The organism is Cellulosimicrobium sp. E-16 (genome assembly GCF_049913115.1).
Classification (GTDB): domain Bacteria; phylum Actinomycetota; class Actinomycetes; order Actinomycetales; family Cellulomonadaceae; genus Cellulosimicrobium.
Genome location: NZ_CP183974.1, coordinates 3,156,162 through 3,173,694 on the forward strand (window position 1 = coordinate 3,156,162; position 17,533 = coordinate 3,173,694).

Sequence of the window (17,533 nt, forward strand, 5' to 3'; positions counted from 1 at the left end):
CGTCGCCGGCGGATCTCGTGGTTCCCCGTGCCCGGCCCCCGCGGCCGGGCACGGGAGTCTGCTCCCCTCAGGCCTCGCCGCGCGCGAGCAGGCGACCCGTGGGGCGGTCGAAGGTGATCTCCTCGCCCCGCAGGTAGGTCGCGACGACGGCGCCCGAGAGCGCGCGGTCGGCGTACGGCGTGATGGGGTTCTTGTGGTGCAGCGCCTTCGGATCGACGACGAACGCCGTGTCCGGCTCGACGACCGCGAGGTCGGCGTCGAACCCGAGCGCGATCGAGCCCTTGCGCTGGAGCCCCGCGATGCCGGCCGGGCGCGACGACATCCACTCGACGACGCGCGCGAACGGCACGCCCCGTGTCCGGGCCTCGGTCCACACGATCGCGAGCCCGAGCTGGAGCGACGAGACGCCACCCCACGCCGTCCCGAAGTCCCCCGTGTCGAGGTCCTTGAGGTCGGGCGTGCTCGGGGAGTGGTCCGAGACGATGCAGTCGATCGTGCCGTCGAGCAGCCCCTCCCAGAGCAGCTCGCGGTTGTCGATCTCCCGGATGGGCGGGCAGCACTTGAACTGCGTCGCGCCGTCGGGGATCTCCTCGGCCGCGAGCGCCAGGTAGTGCGGACACGTCTCGACCGTGAGGCGCACGCCCTCGCGCTTCGCGCTGCGGATCATCGGCAGCGCGTCGGAGCTGGACAGGTGCAGCACGTGGGCGCGCGCGCCCGTCCAGCGGGCGGCCTCGATCACCGCGGCGATCGCGACGTTCTCCGCGCCGCGCGGGCGTGACGCGAGGAACGTGTCGTAGTGGTCGCCGTGCGGCGTGGGCGCGTGCTCGATGGCGCGCGAGTCCTCCGCGTGCACGAGCATGAGCCCGTCGAAGTCGGCGAGGACGCGCAGGTCGGCCTCGAGCTCGTCGGGCTCGAGGTACCCGAACTCCTCGACGCCCGAGTGCAGCAGGAAGCACTTGAAGCCGAACACGCCCGCGTCCCACAGGGGCCGCAGCTCGTCGGCGTTGCCGGGCACGGCACCGCCCCAGAACCCGACGTCGACGAACGCCTGGTCGCGCGCGACCTTCTGCTTGGTCTCGAGCGCCTCGACGTCGACCGTCGGCGGGATGGAGTTGAGCGGCATGTCGACGATCGTCGTCACCCCGCCCGCGGCGGCGGCCCGCGTCGCGGACGCGAAGCCCTCCCACTCGGTGCGCCCCGGCTCGTTGACGTGCACGTGCGTGTCCACGAGCCCGGGGACCAGCACCTGGTGCGGCTCCAGGTCGACGACGCGTGCGCCGTCGAGCCCGGCGCCGAGCGGCTCGATCGCGCGGACCACTCCCCCGCTGACCCCGACCTCGCGCGGCTGCTCGCCCGACGCCACCAGCACGCGCTCGCCACGCACGACGAGGTCGTACTCGTGCTCGCGACCGCTCGCCTCACCCGCGCTCATCGCGTCCTCCTCCATGTCGTCTGCTCCTCCGGTGCGGCACGCTCAGTCGAGCAGCGCGACGGCGGTCGGCGCGTCGTCGGCCGAGATCGCGAGGTCCTCGAACTCGTTGACGCCCGTGAGCTCGACGCCCATCGCGATGTTCGTCACGCGCTCGAGGATGACCTCGACCACGACCGGCACGCGGAACTCGGCGGCCATGCCCTGCGCCTTGGCGAACGCGTCGCCGAGCTCGTCGGGGTCGGTCACGCGGATCGCCTTGCAGCCGAGGCCCTCGGCCACCTTGACGTGGTCGACGCCGTAGCCGCCCACCTCGGGCGAGTTGATGTTCTCGAACGAGAGCTGCACGTGGTAGTCCATGTCGAACGCGCGCTGCGACTGGCGGATGAGGCCCAGGTAGGAGTTGTTCACGACCACGTGCACGTACGGCAGGTTGAACTGCGCGCCCACCGCGAGCTCCTCGATCATGAACTGGAAGTCGTAGTCGCCCGAGAGCGCGACGACCGGCTCGTCCGGCACCGCCTTCGCGACGCCGAGCGCCGCCGGGCCGGTCCAGCCGAGCGGGCCCGCCTGGCCGGCGTTGATCCAGTGCCGCGGCTGGTAGACGTGGAGGAACTGCGCGCCGGCGATCTGCGAGAGCCCGATCGTCGTGACGTAGCGCGTCTCGGGGCCGAAGGCCTTGTTCATCTCCTCGTACACGCGCTGCGGCTTGATGGGGATCTCGGTGAAGTGCGTCTTGCGCTGCAGCGTGCGCTTGCGCTCGGCGCACTCGGCGGCCCAGCCGGAGTAGTCGCGCGCCTGCCCGGCGTCACGGCGCTCGCGTGCGACCTCGACGAAGAGCTCGAGCGCGGCCCTCGCGTCGGAGACGATCCCGTAGTCGGGCGCGAACACGCGCCCGATCTGCGTCGGCTCGATGTCGACGTGGACGAACGTGCGGCCCGCGCGGTAGGTGTCGAGGCCGCCCGTGTGGCGGTTGGCCCAGCGGTTGCCGATCCCGAGCACGAAGTCCGAGGCGAGCAGGTTCGCGTTGCCGTAGCGGTGCGACGTCTGGAGCCCGGCCATGCCGGCCATGAGCGCGTGGTCGTCGGGGATGACGCCCCAGCCCATGAGGGTCGGGATCACCGGGACGCCCAGCGTCTCGGCGAGCTCGACGAGCAGGTCCTCGCCGCCCGCGTTGACGATGCCGCCGCCCGCGATGAGCAGGGGGCGCTCGGCCGCGAGCAGCAGGTCGATCGCCTTCTCGGCCTGGGCGCGCGTCGCCGTCGGGCGGTGCACGGGCAGCGGCTGGTACGTCGCCGGGTCGAACTCGATCTCCGCGAGCTGCACGTCGATCGGCAGGTCGATGAGCACCGGGCCCGGGCGACCCGAGCGCATGAGGTGGAAAGCCTGCTGGAAGACCTGCGGCACCTGGCCGGCCTCGAGGACGGTCTTGGCCATCTTGGTCACCGGAGCGGCGATGCTCGCGATGTCGACGGCCTGGAAGTCCTCCTTGTCGAGCTTGGCGACCGGCGCCTGGCCCGTGATGCAGAGCATCGGGATCGAGTCGGCCCACGCGGCGTAGAGGCCGGTGATCATGTCGGTGCCCGCGGGGCCCGACGTGCCGATGCAGATGCCGATGTTCCCCGGCTTCGCGCGGGAGTAGCCGTCGGCCATGTGCGACGCGCCCTCGACGTGGCGGGCGAGCACGTGGTCGATGCCGCCGTGGGCGCGCATCGCGGAGTAGAAGGGGTTGATGGCGGCGCCGGGCAGGCCGAAAGCCTGGGTCGCGCCCTCGATCTCGAGGATCGCCACTGCGGCATCCACCGCACGCATACGAGGCATGGTTTCTCTCCTTGCTGGAGGTGACGTCGTCGTCAGGGGAAGGTCAGGAGCCGTCGCGGCCGGACAGGCGCTCGACGCCGCGGAACAGGCCGGAGTGGTCGAGGCCGCCGTCGCCGTTGGCGCGGGCGGAGGCCATGAGCTGGGCGACGAGGCCGCCGAGCGGCGCGACGACGCCCGCCTCGCGGGCCGCGGCGGTGACGATGCCGAGGTCCTTGTGGTGGAGCTCGATGCGGAAGCCGGGGCCGAAGTCGCGGTCGAGCATCTTGCGCGCCTTCTGGTTCAGCACGGCCGAGCCCGCGAGCCCGCCGCCGAGCACCTCGATCGCGGCGTCGGTGTCGACGCCGTACGCCTCGAGGAACACGATCGCCTCGGCCAGCGCCTGGATGTTCGCGGCGACGATGAGCTGGTTCGCGGCCTTGACCGTCTGGCCGGAGCCGTTCGGGCCCACGTGCACGACGGTCTTGCCGACGACGTCGAGGAACGGCTGGGCCGCCTCGAAGTCCTCGGGCGTGCCGCCGACCATGATCGACAGCGCCGCGTTGATCGCGCCCGGCTCGCCGCCCGAGACGGGAGCGTCGACGATGCGCAGCCCGGCGTCCTTGGCCTGCTGGGCGAGCGCGACGGTGACGTCGGGCCGGATCGAGGAGAAGTCGACGACGAGCGCTCCCGGCTTGGCGTTCGCGAGGACGCCGTCGGCGCCGGTGAGGACGGCCTCGACGTCGGGCGAGTCGGGGACCATGATCGCGACGACGTCCGCGCCCGAGACCGCGTCGGCGACGGACTCCGCCGCGCGACCGCCGGCCTCGACGAGCGGGGCGGCCTTCTCGGGGCTGCGGTTGTAGCCCGCGACGTCGTGGCCGGCGTTCTGCAGGTGGACGGCCATGGGGCTGCCCATGATGCCGAGTCCGATGAAGGCGATGGAGGCCATGGTGTGCTCCTCGGGGGTCTAGGTCGGGACGTTCAGGTGATGGCTGACGGCGGCCGGCCGGGTGCGCGGTGCGTCAGCGCTCGGCGGCCGGGAGCCACGCGAACGGGTCGGCGGCGTCGGTCTTGTACTCGAGGCCGATCCAGCCGTCGTAGCCGCCGGCGCGCAGGTCCTTGGTCCAGCGGTCGATCGGCAGGTCGCCCGTGCCGGGCTCGCCGCGCCCGGGCGCGTCCGCGATCTGCACGTGGGCGATGCGCCGGCGATAGGTCGAGAGCGCGGCGTCGACGTCGTCGCCGTTGACGGACAGGTGGTAGACGTCGAACAGGAGGCCGAGGTTCGTCTCGCCGTGGTCGGTCGCGACCCGGTCGATGACGCGCACGGCGTCAGCGGCGGTCTTCACCGGGTAGGCGGGCGCGCCGCTCACGGGCTCGACGAGCACCGTGCCCCCGATGCGCCCGACGGCCCGGGCGGCGAGCGAGAGGTTCTCGGCCCCCAGCGCGTCCTGCGCCTCGGGCGTCTCGCCCTCCTGGCGGTTGCCGTAGAGGGCGTTGAACGCGCGGCAGCCGGTGCGCTCGCCGATCGTGGTGACGACGTCCAGGTTCGCCCGCAGGTCGGCCGAGCGCGCGGGCCACGACACGAGACCGCGGTCGCCGCCGGGCATGTTGCCGGCGTCGAAGTTGAGGCCCGTGAGCTGGATGCCCGCCGCCTCGATCGCGCCGACGAAGGCGTCGACCTCGTCGTGGGCGGGCGTGGGCGACGCGAACGGCCACCAGAACTCGACGCCCCGGAACCCCGCGGCCGCCGCGGCAGCCGGCCGCTCGAGCAGCGGCAGGTCCGTGAGCAGGATCGAGCAGTTGACGGTGTACGTCGGTGCGGGGCTCATCGTCGTCTCCCTGGGTCTGTCCGCGTCTCGCGACCTTGCGATTCCATTCTGCGGAACTTTTCTTCTGCTGTATGGAAGTGTAGGCACGCTCATCCCGGAGCGTCAACAGCCGGTGCGCCACCCCGTCCGGTTGTGGGCATGGAAAGGGCCCGGTCCCGCATGCGGAACCGGGCCCTTTCCATGCCCACGACCGGGTGCTGCGTCAGCGGCGGCGGTCGAGCTTGACCTGCCGGTTCACGTCCTTGTAGAGCAGGTAGCGGAACGGCTTGGGGCCGCCCGCGTAGCAGGCCTGCGGGCAGAACGCCCGGAGCCACATGAAGTCACCCTCCTGCACCTCGACCCAGTCGCCGTTGAGGCGGTAGACCGCCTTGCCCTCGAGCACGTAGAGGCCGTGCTCCATGATGTGCGTCTCCGCGAACGGGATGGACCCGCCGGGCTGGAACGTCACGATGTTGACGTGCATGTCGTGCGCGAGGTCGTCGGGGTCGACGAACCGCGTCGTCTTCCACACGCCGTCGGTGTCCGGCATCGCGCGCGGCTCGACGTCCTGCTCGCGCGTGACGAACGACGTCGCGGTGTGGCCCGGGATCGGCTCGTACACCTTGCGGATCCACTGGAACGCGGCCTTGGCGTCCGATCGGTTGTGCAGCGCCCACCGCTCCCCCGCCGCGAGGTACGCGTACCCGCCGGGCTCCAGCACGTGCTCGACCCCCGCAAGGGTCAGCACGAGCGTCCCCTCGGTGACGAAGACGACGGACTGCACCGTCTCCTCGTCCTCGCCCTGGTCGGACCCGCCGCCGGGCGAGACCTCCATGACGTACTGCGCGAACGTCGTCGCGAACCCCTCGATCGGCCGGGCGAGCACCCACAGCCGGGTCTTCTCCCAGCCCGGCAGGTTGCTCGTGACGATGTCGCGCAGCACGCCGCGCGGGATCACCGTGTAGGCCTCGGTGACGATCGCGCGGTCGGTGAGCAGCTCGGTCTGGCCGGGCAGGCCACCCTGCGGGGTGTAGTAGGGGGTGGTCTGGGTCATGGGTGTCGCTCCTCGAAGATCGTGGGCCGTGCCGGTGGCGGTGCCACGGCTGCCGGCGGGAAGGGTGGGGAGGGTAGGCGCTCAGCCCGCGACGGGCTGCCGGGCGTGCCCCGAGACGCGGACGGCGTCGAGCCCCGCGCGGTCGAGACCGGTCGCGGCGCGGACCTCGGCCTCGGTGAGCGCGCCGCAGTCGACACCGCGCCCGAGGAACCAGGCCATCGCCTTGGCCGTGGCGGGCTCGTCGAGCACGCCCCCGGCGTCGGGCACGAACCCGACGTAGGCCGCGAGGCGCGCGAGCGCCGAGGCCGCGCCCTCGCGGTAGAACGCGTACGTCGCGGCGAACCGGCTCGGGAGCTGCGCGGGGTGCAGGTCCCAGCCCTGGTAGTAGCCGCGCTCGAGCGAGCGGCGCACGAGCCGACCGTGCAGGCGCCACGCCGCGTCGACGGCCTGCGAGTCGCCGACGGGGAGCACGTTCGTCGAGCCGTCCGACAGGCGCACGCCCGTGCCCGCGACCGCGAGCTGCATGACCGACTTCGCGTGGTCGGCCGCGGGGTGCTCCATCGACTGGTAGGCCGCCGCGATGCCGAGCGACGCCGAGTAGTCGTACGTGCCGTAGTGCAGCGCGGTGACCCGCCCCGGCGCCGCGTGCACGAGTCGCGCCACGGTCTCCGTGCCGTCCGCCGCGAGCAGCGCCTGCGGCGTCTCGACCTGCACCTCGAACCGCAGGCTGCCCGGCTCCAGGCCGTGCGCCTGCTCGACGCGCTCGCACGCGACCGCCATCGCCTCGACCTGCTGCGGCGCGGTGACCTTGGCGAGCGTGACGACGAAACCGTCGGGCAGGCCCGTCTGGCCCTGGGCCGCGCGGGCCGCGACGAGCTCCGCGACGAACAGCGCGAGCGTGCGCACGCCGCGCCGACGCGTCGCAGCCTCGAGGCACTTGATGCGGATCCCGCTGAACGGCGTCGCCGTGCCCTGCGCCTCGGCCCGGGCGAGCTCGCGCGCCGCCGCGACCACGGCGGTGTCCTCGGCCGCGTCCCCGCGGTCCCCGAACCCGTCCTCGAAGTCGATCCGCAGGTCCTCGATCGCCTCGACGGCGAGCTTGGCGCGCACGCGCTCGGCCACGGCGTCGGCGAGGCCGTCCCCGGCACCCGCACCGATCCCGAGCAGGTCGACGAGGCGGCGTACCCCGTCGGCACCGCCCCCTGAGGCGTCGACCGCCTCGCGCGCCCGGGCCGCCCACTCGGGCGCGAGGCCCGCGGTGTACCGGTCGCCCGGCACGTAGACGGTGTGCACGGGCTGACGCGAGCCGTCGTCGCCCGGGTACCGCGCCTCGAGCTCCGCGTCCCACGGCCCGAGCAGGCCGTCGAGCGTCGCGTGCAGCGCAGCGACGCCCTGCTCGCTGAAGCCCTCGCCGAACCCCGCCGGCATCAGGACGCGTCCTGCTCGTGCGCGACGACGTCCTCGTACGCCGGGAGCGTGAGGAAGTCGACGTAGTGCTCGTTGAGCGCGATGTCCTCGACGAGCGCCGTGGCGCGCTCGTACGGGCCGGCGTCGTACGCCTCGTGCCCGACGTCGTCGCGCAGCCGGGCGGTCTCCTCGCGCAGGAGCGTGCGGACCAGGTCGGCGGTGACGGTCGTGCCCGCGCTCCCGCCCGCCGTGAACGACGCGCCCGAGCGCACCCACTGCCAGACCTGCGACCGCGAGATCTCCGCGGTCGCGGCGTCCTCCATGAGGTTGTGGATCGCGACCGCGCCGTTGCCCGCGAGCCACGCCGCGACGTACGCGACGGACACGTAGAGGTTGTTGCGCAGCCCGGCCTCGGTGATGTCGCCCCCGGCGGTCGAGACGTCGAGGAGCTGCTGGGCCGTGACGTGGACCTCGGGGCGCTGCTTGTCGAGCTGGTTGGGCCGCTCGCCGAGCACGCCGTCGAACACCTCGCGGCACACCGGCACGAGGTCCGGGTGCGCGACCCACGAGCCGTCGAACCCGTCGCCGGCCTCGCGCTGCTTGTCCGCGCGCACCTTGTCGAACGCCTGCGCCGTGACCTCGGGCTCACGACGGTTCGGGATGACCGCGGCCATGCCGCCCATCGCGAACGCCCCGCGCTGGTGGCACGTCTGCACGAGCAGCTCGGTGTACGCGCGCATGAACGGCGCGGTCATGGTGATGGCGCCGCGGTCGGGCAGCGTGAACGACGGGCCCGAGTCGCGGAAGTACTTGATGACGGAGAACAGGTAGTCCCAGCGGCCTGCGTTGAGCCCCGACGCGTGGTCGCGGAGCTCGTAGAGGATCTCGTCCATCTCGAACGCGGCCGGGATGGTCTCGATGAGGACCGTCGCGCGGACCGTCCCGTGCGGGATCCCGAGCGCCTCCTGCGCATACGTGAAGACCTCGTCCCACAGGCGCGCCTCGAGGTGCGACTCCATCTTGGGCAGGTAGTAGTACGGCCCCGAGCCGCGCGCGAGGAGCTCCGCGGCGTTGTGGAAGAAGTGCAGGCCGAAGTCGACGAGTGCTCCGACGGCGGGCGTCCCGTCCACCGTCAGGTGCACCTCGTCGAAGTGCCACCCGCGCGGTCGCACGACCATGACGGCGAGCGCGTCGCCGTCGGCCTCGGGGCGCAGCGCGTACTGCTTGCCCTCCGGCGAGGTGAACGCGAGCGTGCGCCGCGTGGCGTCGTGCAGGGCGACCTGGCCCCCGACGACGTTGGCCCAGTGCGGCGTCGACGCGTCCTCGAGGTCCGCGAGCCACACTTTCGCGCCCGAGTTGAGCGCGTTGATCGCCATCTTGGGCGTCGGCGGACCGGTGATCTCCACGCGGCGGTCCTGGAGGTCGGCGGGCGCGCCGGCGACCGTCCAGTCCCCCGCGCGCACGTCGGCGGTCTCGGGCAGGAAGTCGAGGCGACCGGTGCGGGCGACCTCCTCGCGCCGCACAGCGCGAGCGGCGAGCAGCTCGTCGCGGCGCGCGCCGAACCGGCGCTGGAGCGCGGCGACGAAGTCGAGCGCGTCCGGGGTGAGGATCTCGTCGGACCGCTCGACGGCGGGTCCGTGGACGGCGACGGCCGTGGTGGTGGTCATGGTGTGTCCTTTCTGCGGGGCGGCCGGGCTGACGACGGTGCGTCAGGACCGGGGCGCCGACCCGACGTGGTGGCCCGACGTGGTGCTCCCCTGAGCCTGCTCCGCGCGGCCGCGCTCCGCGACCTCGGCGACGGCTCGCGCGACGGCCTTGGAGACCGCGGGCTCGAACACGCTCGGCACGATGTAGCTCGCGCTGAGCTCCTCGGGCGCGACGGCGTCCGCGATCGCGACGGCCGCGGCACGCAGCATCTCGTCGGTGATCTCGCTCGCGCCGACGTCGAGCAGGCCGCGGAACAGGCCCGGGAACGCGAGCACGTTGTTGATCTGGTTCGGGTAGTCGCTGCGGCCCGTCGCGACGACGGTCGCGTGCTGCGCGGCGGCGATGGGATCGACCTCAGGCGTCGGGTTCGCGAGCGCGAAGACGATCGCGTCGTCGGCCATCGTCGCGACGTCGTCGCCCGTGAGGATGTTCGGGCCGGAGACGCCGATGAACACGTCCGCTCCCGCGAGGCCCTCGCGCAGCGTGCCGGTGAAGCCCTCGGCGTTGGTCGTCTCGGCGAGGCGACGGCGGTGGTCGTCCGTGAGGTTCGCGCCCGGGTGGATCGCGCCGTGGCGGTCGAACGCGACGATGCGTCGCGCGCCCTGGCCCTGGAGCAGGGAGATGATCGCGTTGCCCGCCGCGCCCACGCCGGAGACGACGATGCGCACGTCCTCGATCGTCTTGCCGACGACGCGCAGCGCGTTCGTCAGCGCCGCGAGGACGACGATCGCGGTGCCGTGCTGGTCGTCGTGGAACACGGGGATGTCGAGCTCCTCGCGCAGCCGGCGCTCGATCTCGAAGCAGCGCGGCGCCGAGATGTCCTCGAGGTTGATCCCGCCGTACACAGGGGCGATCGCCTTGACCGTGCGGATGATCTCCTCGGTGTCGGTCGTGTCGAGGCACACGGGCCAGGCGTCGACGCCCGCGAACTGCTTGAACAGCGCGGCCTTGCCCTCCATGACGGGGAGCGCGGCGGCGGGGCCGATGTCGCCCAGGCCGAGGACGGCGGTGCCGTCGGTCACGACCGCGACCGTGTTGCGCTTGACCGTCAGGCGGCGCGCGTCCTCGGGGCGCTCGGCGATGGCGAGGCACACGCGCGCCACGCCGGGGGTGTAGGCGCGGGCGAGGTCGGCGCGGTGGCGCAGCGGCACCTTGGGGTTGACCTCGAGCTTGCCGCCGAGGTGCATGAGGAACGTCGCGTCGCTCACGTGGCGCACGGTGATGCCGTCGAGCGCGCTGAGCGCGTCGCGGATGTGCTCGACGTGCGCGGCGTCGACGGTGTCCGCCGTGACGTCGACGACGAGGCGGTCCGCGCCCGACTCCGACACGTCGACACCCGTGATCGCGGCGCCGGTCGCGCTCACCGCGGCGACGAGGTCGCTCGCGGTGCGGTGCCCGCTCGGGGCCTCGACGCGCAGCGTGATGGAGTAGCTCGGGCTGGTCGCGGCGGCCTTCACCGTCGAGGCCTGCGTCTCCGGAGCCTTCGTCTCGGACGTCATGTTCGTTCCTTCTTCTCGTATGCTGATGCGTGTCTTCCGTGATGCGGAAGGGAGCGCGGGACGGTCCCGCACTGCTCAGGCGAGGTACGCACCCTGCGTCGGGCGGCACCAGGTGGACAGGAGATCGTGAGATGGCCGAGATCTCGGCGGCGACGGAGCCGACGGAGAGCCAGCCGGGCGCACGGCCCGCGAAACCCTCCGGGGGCGTGCAGTCCGTGGACCGGGCGATCGAGCTGCTCGAGCTGCTCGCCGACTTCGGCGGCGAGTCGGGGCTCAGCGAGCTCGCGCAGCACGCCGGGCTGCCCCTGCCGACGATCCACCGGCTGCTGCGGACGCTGCTCGCCCAGGGCTACGTGCGCCAGACCCCGTCGCGGCGCTACACGCTCGGCCCGCGGCTCATCCGCCTCGGCGAGTCGGCGGGGCGCCAGCTCGGCGCCGGCGCCCGCCCCTACCTCGAGCGGCTCGCGCACGACCTCGGCGAGTCGGCCAACCTCGCGATGATCGACCGCGACATGGCCGTCTACGTCGCCCAGGCCTCGTCGAGCCACTCGATGCGGATGTTCACCGAGGTCGGTCGGCGCGTGTACACGCACTGCACGGGCGTCGGCAAGGCCGTGCTCGCGCAGCTCCCCGACCAGACCGTGCGGGAGATCATGGGCCGGGTCGGCATGCCCCCGGCGACCGACCAGTCGATCACCGACGTCGACGCGCTCCTCGCGGAGCTCGCGGCGACGCGCGAGCGCGGGTACGCGATCGACGACGGCGAGCAGGAGCTCGGCGTGCGCTGCTTCGCCGTCGCGGTACCCGACGCCCCGACCCCCACGGCCCTGTCCGTCTCGGGCCCCGCGGCCCGCGTGACGTACGAGTTCGGGGAGCGGGCCGTGCCGGTGCTGCACCGCGTCGCGAGCGAGCTCACGCGCGAGCTCATCACCGCCGCGCCCTGAGGCGACGCCGGGGTGCGACGGTGCGGGCGCGCCCTGCCGGACCGCGGGTGCCCCGCGGCCGGGCAGGGCGCGTCCGTCCGTCACGGTCGGCTCAGCAGAACCCGGTGACGGTCGCCCAGGCGCGCGGCTCGGCCGGCTCGCCCTCGCGCTGGACCGTGGCCTCGATGAGGCCGTACGGGCGGTCGGCCGCGTAGAAGACCTCGTTCGGGTTGTCGAGGCCGAACGGCGCGAGGTCCACGAGGAAGTGGTGCTTGTTCGGCATCGAGAACTTGATCTCGGCGATCTCGGGGATCGCCTCGAGGACCGCCTTGCCCATCGCGAACAGGGTCTGCTGGAGCGCGAGCGAGTGGGTCGTCGCGAACGCCTCGAGCTGGATCGCGCGGACCTTCGCGTACACGGTGTCGAAGTCGACGTCCGTCGTCGTGTAGCGCCACCGCGAGGTGACCGACGTCGCGAGGATGCGGTCGTTCGTCTCCACGAGCGTCGTGTAGCGGTCGCGCGGGAACCCGTGGAACTCCGAGCCTGTCGACTTGAGCACGACGAGGTCCGTGAGGCCTGAGACGACGAAGACCTCGTCGCCGTCGCGCTGCACGACCGTCGTGCGCGTCTCCTGGTTGTTCCGGACGAACGCGTGGTCGTGCTCGCCGTCCGCGGTCTCGATGCGGTTCCACGTGTACTGCTCGATCTCCCAGCGGCCGCCCTCGATCCACTCGAAGTCCTCGACGAAGTGCTGGCCGAGGCGGATCGCGAAGTCCTCGATCGCGCCGACGCCGTCGCGGGCGAACGCGTAGATCGTGTTCTTCTGCGTGTCGGTGGCGACGCACCTGGAGTTGTCGCCCTCCAGGTGCGTGGCCTCCTGCCCACCCCGCAGCTGCGAGGAGACGTCGAGGTCCGTGATCTCGTGGCGAGGCGTGGCGCGGTCGACGCGCACGAGGCGCACCTCCGCCTTGCCCCACTGGTTGTCGCCCAGGACGATGGCCCCGCTGCTCTGCGTGGCCGCCGGCTGCTCGGCGGTCGTGGTGGTGGTGCTCATGTCAGCTCCCTCGATAGGTCGAGTAGGCGAACGGGCTGAGCAGGACGGGGACGTGGTAGTGCTGCTCAGCGCTCGCCACCCGGAAGACGATGACGACCTCCGGGTAGAAGGACACGGTGTCTCGCCGGTCGAAGTACTCGCCCGTGTCGAACACGAGGCGGTACGTACCGGGGACGAGGGTCTCGGGCCCGAGCTCGGGCACACGACCGTCGTCGTTCGTGCGGGAGGACGCCACCAGGGACCAGCCCTGCCCCGTCGTCCTGTCCGCGATCTCCGGAGCCGCCTCCAGGCGGACGGTGATCCCCTCGGCGGGCCTACCGCTGGCCGCGTCGAGTACGTGCGTGGTGATGTGGCTGGCGTGGGTGCTCATGCCCTCAGCATTCCCTTCAGCCGCAGCGCGGCGATCTCGCGCAGGTTCCGGGCGGCGTTCGCCCGCTCGGTGTCGGCGTCGTTGCCGAGCCGCTCGGTGAGCTGCTCGAGGATCTCCTCGGCGCTGCGGCCGGCGGCCCGGATGAGGAACACGTGCCCGAACCGCTCCTCGTACGCGCGGTTGCCCTCGGTCAGTCGGCGCTGGACGTCGTCGTCGGACGTGTCGACGCCGGACTGCTCGGACCGCGACATGCTCGCGTCCGCCGCGTCTCCCTGCGCCCGCTCCCCGATCCGGGGATGGCGAGAGAGCGCCGAGTCGACCTCGGCGTCCGTCCAGGGGTCGGCCGCGGCCAAGGCGGCGTCGGCCGCGTCCTCGACGCTCGCGTAGGGGCGCCCAGCAGCGACCGCGTCGGCCCACCGCGCGACGTGCGCGCACGCGAGCAGCGCCTCGCGCGCCTCCTCCGGTGACAACCGGTTGAACTCGTCCAGCGTCATCGCTGCGTGTCCCTCTCCGCGTCAGGCCGGTCGGCGGTGTCCTACACCGCCTGACCTCTGTATTCCACATCTCGGAAGTTTGTTTCCGTCTTATGAATGTACGTCGTGGCCGTCGCTCATGTCAACCACGGTCCCCCGCACCGGGCACCAGCGCACCTCGCGCGCCCGCGCACCACGGGACCACCCGGCCCCGCCGCACGTCCCAAGTCCGCGCATTCCCAAGTCCGCACGGCCCCGAGAACCGCCCGTCCCTGGGAACGGCGAAGGGCCCGGCAGCTGATGCTGCCGGGCCCTCCCGTGTCGTCCTCGCGCGCGACCGCGCCGTTCGACGGTTCAGGGCGCGCCGAGCCCCGCCCGGAACTCGTCCTCGAGGATGCTCATCACCGTCGCGTCCGCCCACCCGTCGCCGTCGCGGTAGACGTCGCGCAGCCGGCCCTCCTCACGGAAGCCCAGCGACTCGTAGAGCATCCGCGCCCGCGGGTTGATGCTCAGCACGTCGAGGCTCACGCGGTGCAGGTGCGGGCCCTCGTGCCGGACCCCCTCGACGTCGGTCGCGCCCTCGAACGCGAACCGCAGCACCTCGAAGATCGCCTCACGACCGTAGCCGCGGCCCCGGTAGTTCGGGAGCAGCGCGAGGCGCAGGTTCGCCGAGCGCGCGTCCTCGTCGAGGTCGTTGAGCACGATCTCGCCGATCATCTCGTCACTCACCAGCTGGCCGTCGCGCACCGCGCCCGCGGTGATGGCCCAGTCGTAGCGCCCCTCGCGGTCGCTGATCGTCGCCGACCACTCGTCGATCTGGTCGCGCGTGAACGTCGCCGTCGTCCCCGTGAGCCGGTTCGACTCCGGGTCCTGCAGCGACTCCCACATGCGGTCGGCGTCCCGCGCCTCGATCGGGCGCAGGCGCACCATCTCCCCGAGCAGGACCGGTCCGCGCGTCACGGCGTCAGCCGATCCGCTCGAGGATGAGCTCGCGCACCCGACCGGCGTCCGCCTGACCGCGCGTCGCCTTCATGACGGCCCCGATGATCGCGCCGACCGGACCGAGGTTGCCGCCCCGGACCTTCTCGACGACGTCCGGCTGCGCGGCGAGCGCCTCGTCGATCGCGGCGAGCAGCGCCCCGTCGTCCGAGACGACCTCGAGCCCGCGGGCGGTCACGACCGCCTCCGGGTCGCCCTCGCCGGCGAGCACGCCGTCGAGGACCTGGCGCGCGAGCTTGTCGTTGATCCGGCCCGCGTCGACCAGCCCCTGGAGCGCCGCGATCTGGGCGGGCGTCACCGGCAGCTCCTCGAGGGTGACCTCGTCCTGCTTGGCGCGACGGGCGAGCTCGCCCATCCACCACTTGCGCGCACCGGCCGGGCTCGTCCCGGCGGCGACGGTCGCCTCGATGAGGTCGATCGCGCCCGCGTTGACGACGTCGCGCATCTCCGCGTCCGCGTAGCCCCACTCGCCCTGGAGGCGACGGCGACGCGCGACAGGGAGCTCCGGGAGCCCGGCGCGGATCTCCTCGATCCACTCGCGCGGGGGCGCGATCGGGACCAGGTCCGGCTCCGGGAAGTACCGGTAGTCCTCGGCGTCGGACTTCACGCGCCCCGACGTCGTGACGCCGGTGTCCTCGTGCCAGTGCCGCGTCTCCTGGATCACGGTGCCGCCCGCGTCGAGCACGGCGGCCTGGCGCGAGACCTCGTACCGGACGGCCCGCTCGACGGAGCGGAAGGAGTTGACGTTCTTCGTCTCCGTCCGGGTGCCGAGCGGCGACTCGGGCGTCGGGCGCAGCGAGAGGTTCACGTCCGCGCGCACGTTGCCGCGCTCCATGCGGGCCTCGGACACGTCGAGCGCGCGGAAGATGTCGCGCAGCGTCTGGACGTAGGCGCGCGCGACCTCAGGGGCGCGGTCGCCCGCGCCCGTGATGGGCCGCGTGACGATCTCCACCAGCGGGATGCCGGCGCGGTTGTAGTCGACGAGCGAGTACTCCGCGCCGTGGATACGGCCGGTCGCGCCACCCACGTGGGTGTTCTTGCCGGCGTCCTCCTCCATGTGCGCGCGCTCGATCTCGACGCGGAACACGGTCCCGTCCTCGAGCTCGACGTCGATCCACCCGTCGTACGCGATGGGCTCGTCGTACTGCGACGTCTGGAAGTTCTTCGGGACGTCCGGGTAGAAGTAGTTCTTGCGCGCGAACCGGCAGGTCTCGGCGATCTGGCAGTTGAGCGCGAGGCCGATGCGGATCGCGTACTCGACGGCCTTGCCGTTGACGACCGGCAGCGCGCCCGGGAGCCCGAGCGAGACCGGGGTCACCTGGGTGTTCGGCTCCGCGCCGAAGCTCACCTCGGCCGGGCAGAACATCTTGGTCAGCGTGCCGAGCTCGACGTGCACCTCGATCCCGATGACGGGGTCGTAGCGGCGCGTGGCGTCGGCGTAGTCGACGAGGTCGACGGTCGTGGCGGTCATCCGACCTGGCCTTCCTTCTCGATGGTGGCCGTGGGCAGCGCCGGCGCGCGGTCGAGCAGCGGCCCACCCCACGCGCTGAGGAGCGCCGACTCGAGCGCGGCGCCCACCCGGTACATGCGGTCGTCGGCCTTGGCCGGCGCGAGGATCTGGAACCCGACGGGGAGGCCGTCGTCCGACAGGCCCGCCGGCACCGACATGCCGGGAACGCCCGCGAGGTTCGCGGGGATCGTCGCGACGTCGTTGAGGTACATCGCCAGCGGGTCGTCGAGCTTCTCGCCGAACCGGAACGCCGTGGTCGGTGCCGTCGGGGAGACGAGGACGTCCGCGTGCTCGAAGGCCGCGGCGAAGTCGCGCTGGATGAGCGTGCGGACCTTCTGCGCGCTCCCGTAGTAGGCGTCGTAGTAGCCCGCCGACAGCGCGTACGTGCCGAGGATGATGCGACGCTTCACCTCGTCGCCGAAGCCCGCGCCGCGGGTCGCGGCCATGACGCGCTCCGCGGTCACCGGGCCCTCCTCAGGCTCGACGCGCAGGCCGAAGCGCATGCCGTCGAACTTCGCGAGGTTGCTCGACGCCTCCGACGGCATGATGAGGTAGTACGCGCCGAGCGCGTACTCGAAGTGCGGGCACGAGACCTCGACGATCTCCGCGCCCAGACCGCGCAGGAGGTCGAGCGACTGCGCGAACCGCGCGCTGACGCCCTCCTGGTAGCCCTCACCGGTGAGCTCCTTGACGACACCGACACGCACTCCCGACAGGTCGCCCGTGGCACCCTGCACCGCCGCCTCGACGAGCGCCGGCGCGCGGCCGGGGATCGACGTCGAGTCCCGCGGGTCATAGCCCCCGATGAGCTCGTGCAGCAGCGCGGAGTCGAGCACGGTACGAGTGACGGGACCCGCCTGGTCGAGCGACGACGCCATCGCGATGAGGCCGTAGCGCGAGACCCCGCCGTAGGTGGGCTTCACGCCGACGGTGCCCGTGACGGCACCAGGCTGGCGGATCGAGCCGCCCGTGTCGGTACCGATCGCGAGCGGCGCCTCGAACGCGGCCACCGCGGCGGCCGAGCCTCCGCCCGACCCACCCGGGATGCGGTCGAGGTCCCACGGGTTGCGTGTGTTGCCGAACGCCGAGTGCTCGGTCGACGAGCCCATGGCGAACTCGTCCATGTTCGTCTTGCCGAGGATCGGCAGCCCCGCGGCGCGGATCTTCTCGACGAGCGTGGCGTCGTAGGGCGGGATCCAGCCCTCGAGGATCTTGGAGCCGGCGGTCGTCGGCATGCCCTGGGTCACGACGACGTCCTTGACGGCGATCGGGACGCCGGCCAGCGGGTGCAGCTCCTCGCCCGCGACGCGCCGCTCGTCGACCGTGCGCGCCGTCGCCAGCGCCTCCTCGGCGTTCACGTGCAGGAACGCGTTCACGGCGCCGTCGACGGCGGCGATCCGGTCCAGGTGCGCCTGGGTCGCGTCGACGCTCGAGAAGTCACGAGCGGTCAGGCCCTCCGCCAGCTCGGCGGCGGACAGTCGGGTCAGGTCCTCGCTCATC

15 protein-coding genes are annotated in these 17,533 nt (G+C 72.6%); 1 reads left to right on the plus strand and 14 read right to left on the minus strand.

The annotated features are described in order from the left end of the window. Positions 1–67 precede the first annotated feature (67 nt). The 8 genes from allB to ACN9MS_RS14060 form a co-directional block, all read right to left on the minus strand. The gene (gene allB / locus ACN9MS_RS14025) at positions 68–1,432 is read right to left on the minus strand and encodes an allantoinase AllB (RefSeq protein ID WP_426309137.1); all 1,365 of its coding nucleotides are present in this window, start codon (positions 1,430–1,432) and stop codon (positions 68–70) included. A gap of 42 nt (positions 1,433–1,474) precedes the next feature. Beyond that, positions 1,475–3,250 (minus strand): glyoxylate carboligase, encoded by a 1,776-nt coding sequence (gene gcl, locus ACN9MS_RS14030; RefSeq protein WP_426309138.1) that lies wholly within the window; start codon positions 3,248–3,250, stop codon positions 1,475–1,477. Between the two features lie 43 nt (positions 3,251–3,293). Next, positions 3,294–4,178 (minus strand): 2-hydroxy-3-oxopropionate reductase, encoded by an 885-nt coding sequence (locus ACN9MS_RS14035; RefSeq protein ID WP_426309139.1) that lies wholly within the window; start codon positions 4,176–4,178, stop codon positions 3,294–3,296. 73 nt (positions 4,179–4,251) lie between these two features. Next, positions 4,252–5,058, minus strand: coding sequence for a hydroxypyruvate isomerase family protein (locus tag ACN9MS_RS14040; protein WP_426309140.1), 807 nt, complete (start codon positions 5,056–5,058; stop codon positions 4,252–4,254). 202 nt (positions 5,059–5,260) lie between these two features. Further along, positions 5,261–6,091, minus strand: a complete 831-nt coding sequence (locus ACN9MS_RS14045) for a bifunctional allantoicase/(S)-ureidoglycine aminohydrolase (protein ID WP_426309141.1) — start codon at positions 6,089–6,091, stop codon at positions 5,261–5,263. Between the two features lie 81 nt (positions 6,092–6,172). Beyond that, on the minus strand, positions 6,173–7,519 hold the full coding sequence (locus tag ACN9MS_RS14050) for a DUF6986 family protein (protein WP_426309142.1): 1,347 nt from the start codon (positions 7,517–7,519) through the stop codon (positions 6,173–6,175). After that, the gene (gene aceB, locus ACN9MS_RS14055) at positions 7,519–9,165 is read right to left on the minus strand and encodes a malate synthase A (protein ID WP_426309143.1); all 1,647 of its coding nucleotides are present in this window, start codon (positions 9,163–9,165) and stop codon (positions 7,519–7,521) included. Before aceB ends, ACN9MS_RS14050 begins: the two co-directional genes overlap by 1 nt. A 42-nt stretch (positions 9,166–9,207) precedes the next feature. Continuing rightward, on the minus strand, positions 9,208–10,704 hold the full coding sequence (locus tag ACN9MS_RS14060; protein WP_426309144.1) for an NAD-dependent malic enzyme: 1,497 nt from the start codon (positions 10,702–10,704) through the stop codon (positions 9,208–9,210). 131 nt (positions 10,705–10,835) lie between these two features. Between ACN9MS_RS14060 and ACN9MS_RS14065 the strand changes: the two genes are divergently transcribed. Continuing rightward, positions 10,836–11,648 (plus strand): IclR family transcriptional regulator, encoded by an 813-nt coding sequence (locus ACN9MS_RS14065; protein ID WP_426309145.1) that lies wholly within the window; start codon positions 10,836–10,838, stop codon positions 11,646–11,648. A 91-nt stretch (positions 11,649–11,739) separates the two neighbouring features. Here ACN9MS_RS14065 and pucL read toward each other — a convergent pair whose 3' ends face one another. The 6 genes from pucL to gatA all read right to left on the minus strand — a co-directional run bounded on the left by pucL (position 11,740) and on the right by gatA (position 17,532). After that, the gene (pucL, locus tag ACN9MS_RS14070) at positions 11,740–12,681 is read right to left on the minus strand and encodes a factor-independent urate hydroxylase (protein WP_426309146.1); all 942 of its coding nucleotides are present in this window, start codon (positions 12,679–12,681) and stop codon (positions 11,740–11,742) included. A 1-nt stretch (position 12,682) separates the two neighbouring features. Next, on the minus strand, positions 12,683–13,051 hold the full coding sequence (uraH, locus tag ACN9MS_RS14075) for a hydroxyisourate hydrolase (protein ID WP_426309147.1): 369 nt from the start codon (positions 13,049–13,051) through the stop codon (positions 12,683–12,685). Then, on the minus strand, positions 13,048–13,545 hold the full coding sequence (uraD, locus tag ACN9MS_RS14080) for a 2-oxo-4-hydroxy-4-carboxy-5-ureidoimidazoline decarboxylase (protein ID WP_426309148.1): 498 nt from the start codon (positions 13,543–13,545) through the stop codon (positions 13,048–13,050). Before uraD ends, uraH begins: the two co-directional genes overlap by 4 nt. A gap of 333 nt (positions 13,546–13,878) precedes the next feature. Next, positions 13,879–14,484: a GNAT family N-acetyltransferase gene (locus tag ACN9MS_RS14085; RefSeq protein WP_426309149.1), complete on the minus strand. Its 606-nt coding sequence runs from the start codon at positions 14,482–14,484 to the stop codon at positions 13,879–13,881. Between the two features lie 4 nt (positions 14,485–14,488). Beyond that, the gene (gene gatB, locus ACN9MS_RS14090) at positions 14,489–15,994 is read right to left on the minus strand and encodes an Asp-tRNA(Asn)/Glu-tRNA(Gln) amidotransferase subunit GatB (protein WP_426309150.1); all 1,506 of its coding nucleotides are present in this window, start codon (positions 15,992–15,994) and stop codon (positions 14,489–14,491) included. Then, positions 15,991–17,532, minus strand: a complete 1,542-nt coding sequence (gatA, locus tag ACN9MS_RS14095; protein WP_426309151.1) for an Asp-tRNA(Asn)/Glu-tRNA(Gln) amidotransferase subunit GatA — start codon at positions 17,530–17,532, stop codon at positions 15,991–15,993. Before gatA ends, gatB begins: the two co-directional genes overlap by 4 nt. Position 17,533 lies beyond the last annotated feature (1 nt).

What these genes read in the sequence shown, in the direction of transcription:
- allB (WP_426309137.1), bottom strand. Translation starts at nt 1,432, where the DNA reads ATGAGCGCGGGTGAGGCGAGCGGTCGCGAGCACGAGTACGACCTCGTC.
- gcl (WP_426309138.1), bottom strand. Translation starts at nt 3,250, where the DNA reads ATGCCTCGTATGCGTGCGGTGGATGCCGCAGTGGCGATCCTCGAGATC.
- ACN9MS_RS14035 (WP_426309139.1), bottom strand. Translation starts at nt 4,178, where the DNA reads ATGGCCTCCATCGCCTTCATCGGACTCGGCATCATGGGCAGCCCCATG.
- ACN9MS_RS14040 (WP_426309140.1), bottom strand. Translation starts at nt 5,058, where the DNA reads ATGAGCCCCGCACCGACGTACACCGTCAACTGCTCGATCCTGCTCACG.
- ACN9MS_RS14045 (WP_426309141.1), bottom strand. Translation starts at nt 6,091, where the DNA reads ATGACCCAGACCACCCCCTACTACACCCCGCAGGGTGGCCTGCCCGGC.
- ACN9MS_RS14050 (WP_426309142.1), bottom strand. Translation starts at nt 7,519, where the DNA reads ATGCCGGCGGGGTTCGGCGAGGGCTTCAGCGAGCAGGGCGTCGCTGCG.
- aceB (WP_426309143.1), bottom strand. Translation starts at nt 9,165, where the DNA reads ATGACCACCACCACGGCCGTCGCCGTCCACGGACCCGCCGTCGAGCGG.
- ACN9MS_RS14060 (WP_426309144.1), bottom strand. Translation starts at nt 10,704, where the DNA reads ATGACGTCCGAGACGAAGGCTCCGGAGACGCAGGCCTCGACGGTGAAG.
- ACN9MS_RS14065 (WP_426309145.1), top strand. Translation starts at nt 10,836, where the DNA reads ATGGCCGAGATCTCGGCGGCGACGGAGCCGACGGAGAGCCAGCCGGGC.
- pucL (WP_426309146.1), bottom strand. Translation starts at nt 12,681, where the DNA reads ATGAGCACCACCACCACGACCGCCGAGCAGCCGGCGGCCACGCAGAGC.
- uraH (WP_426309147.1), bottom strand. Translation starts at nt 13,051, where the DNA reads ATGAGCACCCACGCCAGCCACATCACCACGCACGTACTCGACGCGGCC.
- uraD (WP_426309148.1), bottom strand. Translation starts at nt 13,545, where the DNA reads ATGACGCTGGACGAGTTCAACCGGTTGTCACCGGAGGAGGCGCGCGAG.
- gatB (WP_426309150.1), bottom strand. Translation starts at nt 15,994, where the DNA reads ATGACCGCCACGACCGTCGACCTCGTCGACTACGCCGACGCCACGCGC.
- gatA (WP_426309151.1), bottom strand. Translation starts at nt 17,532, where the DNA reads ATGAGCGAGGACCTGACCCGACTGTCCGCCGCCGAGCTGGCGGAGGGC.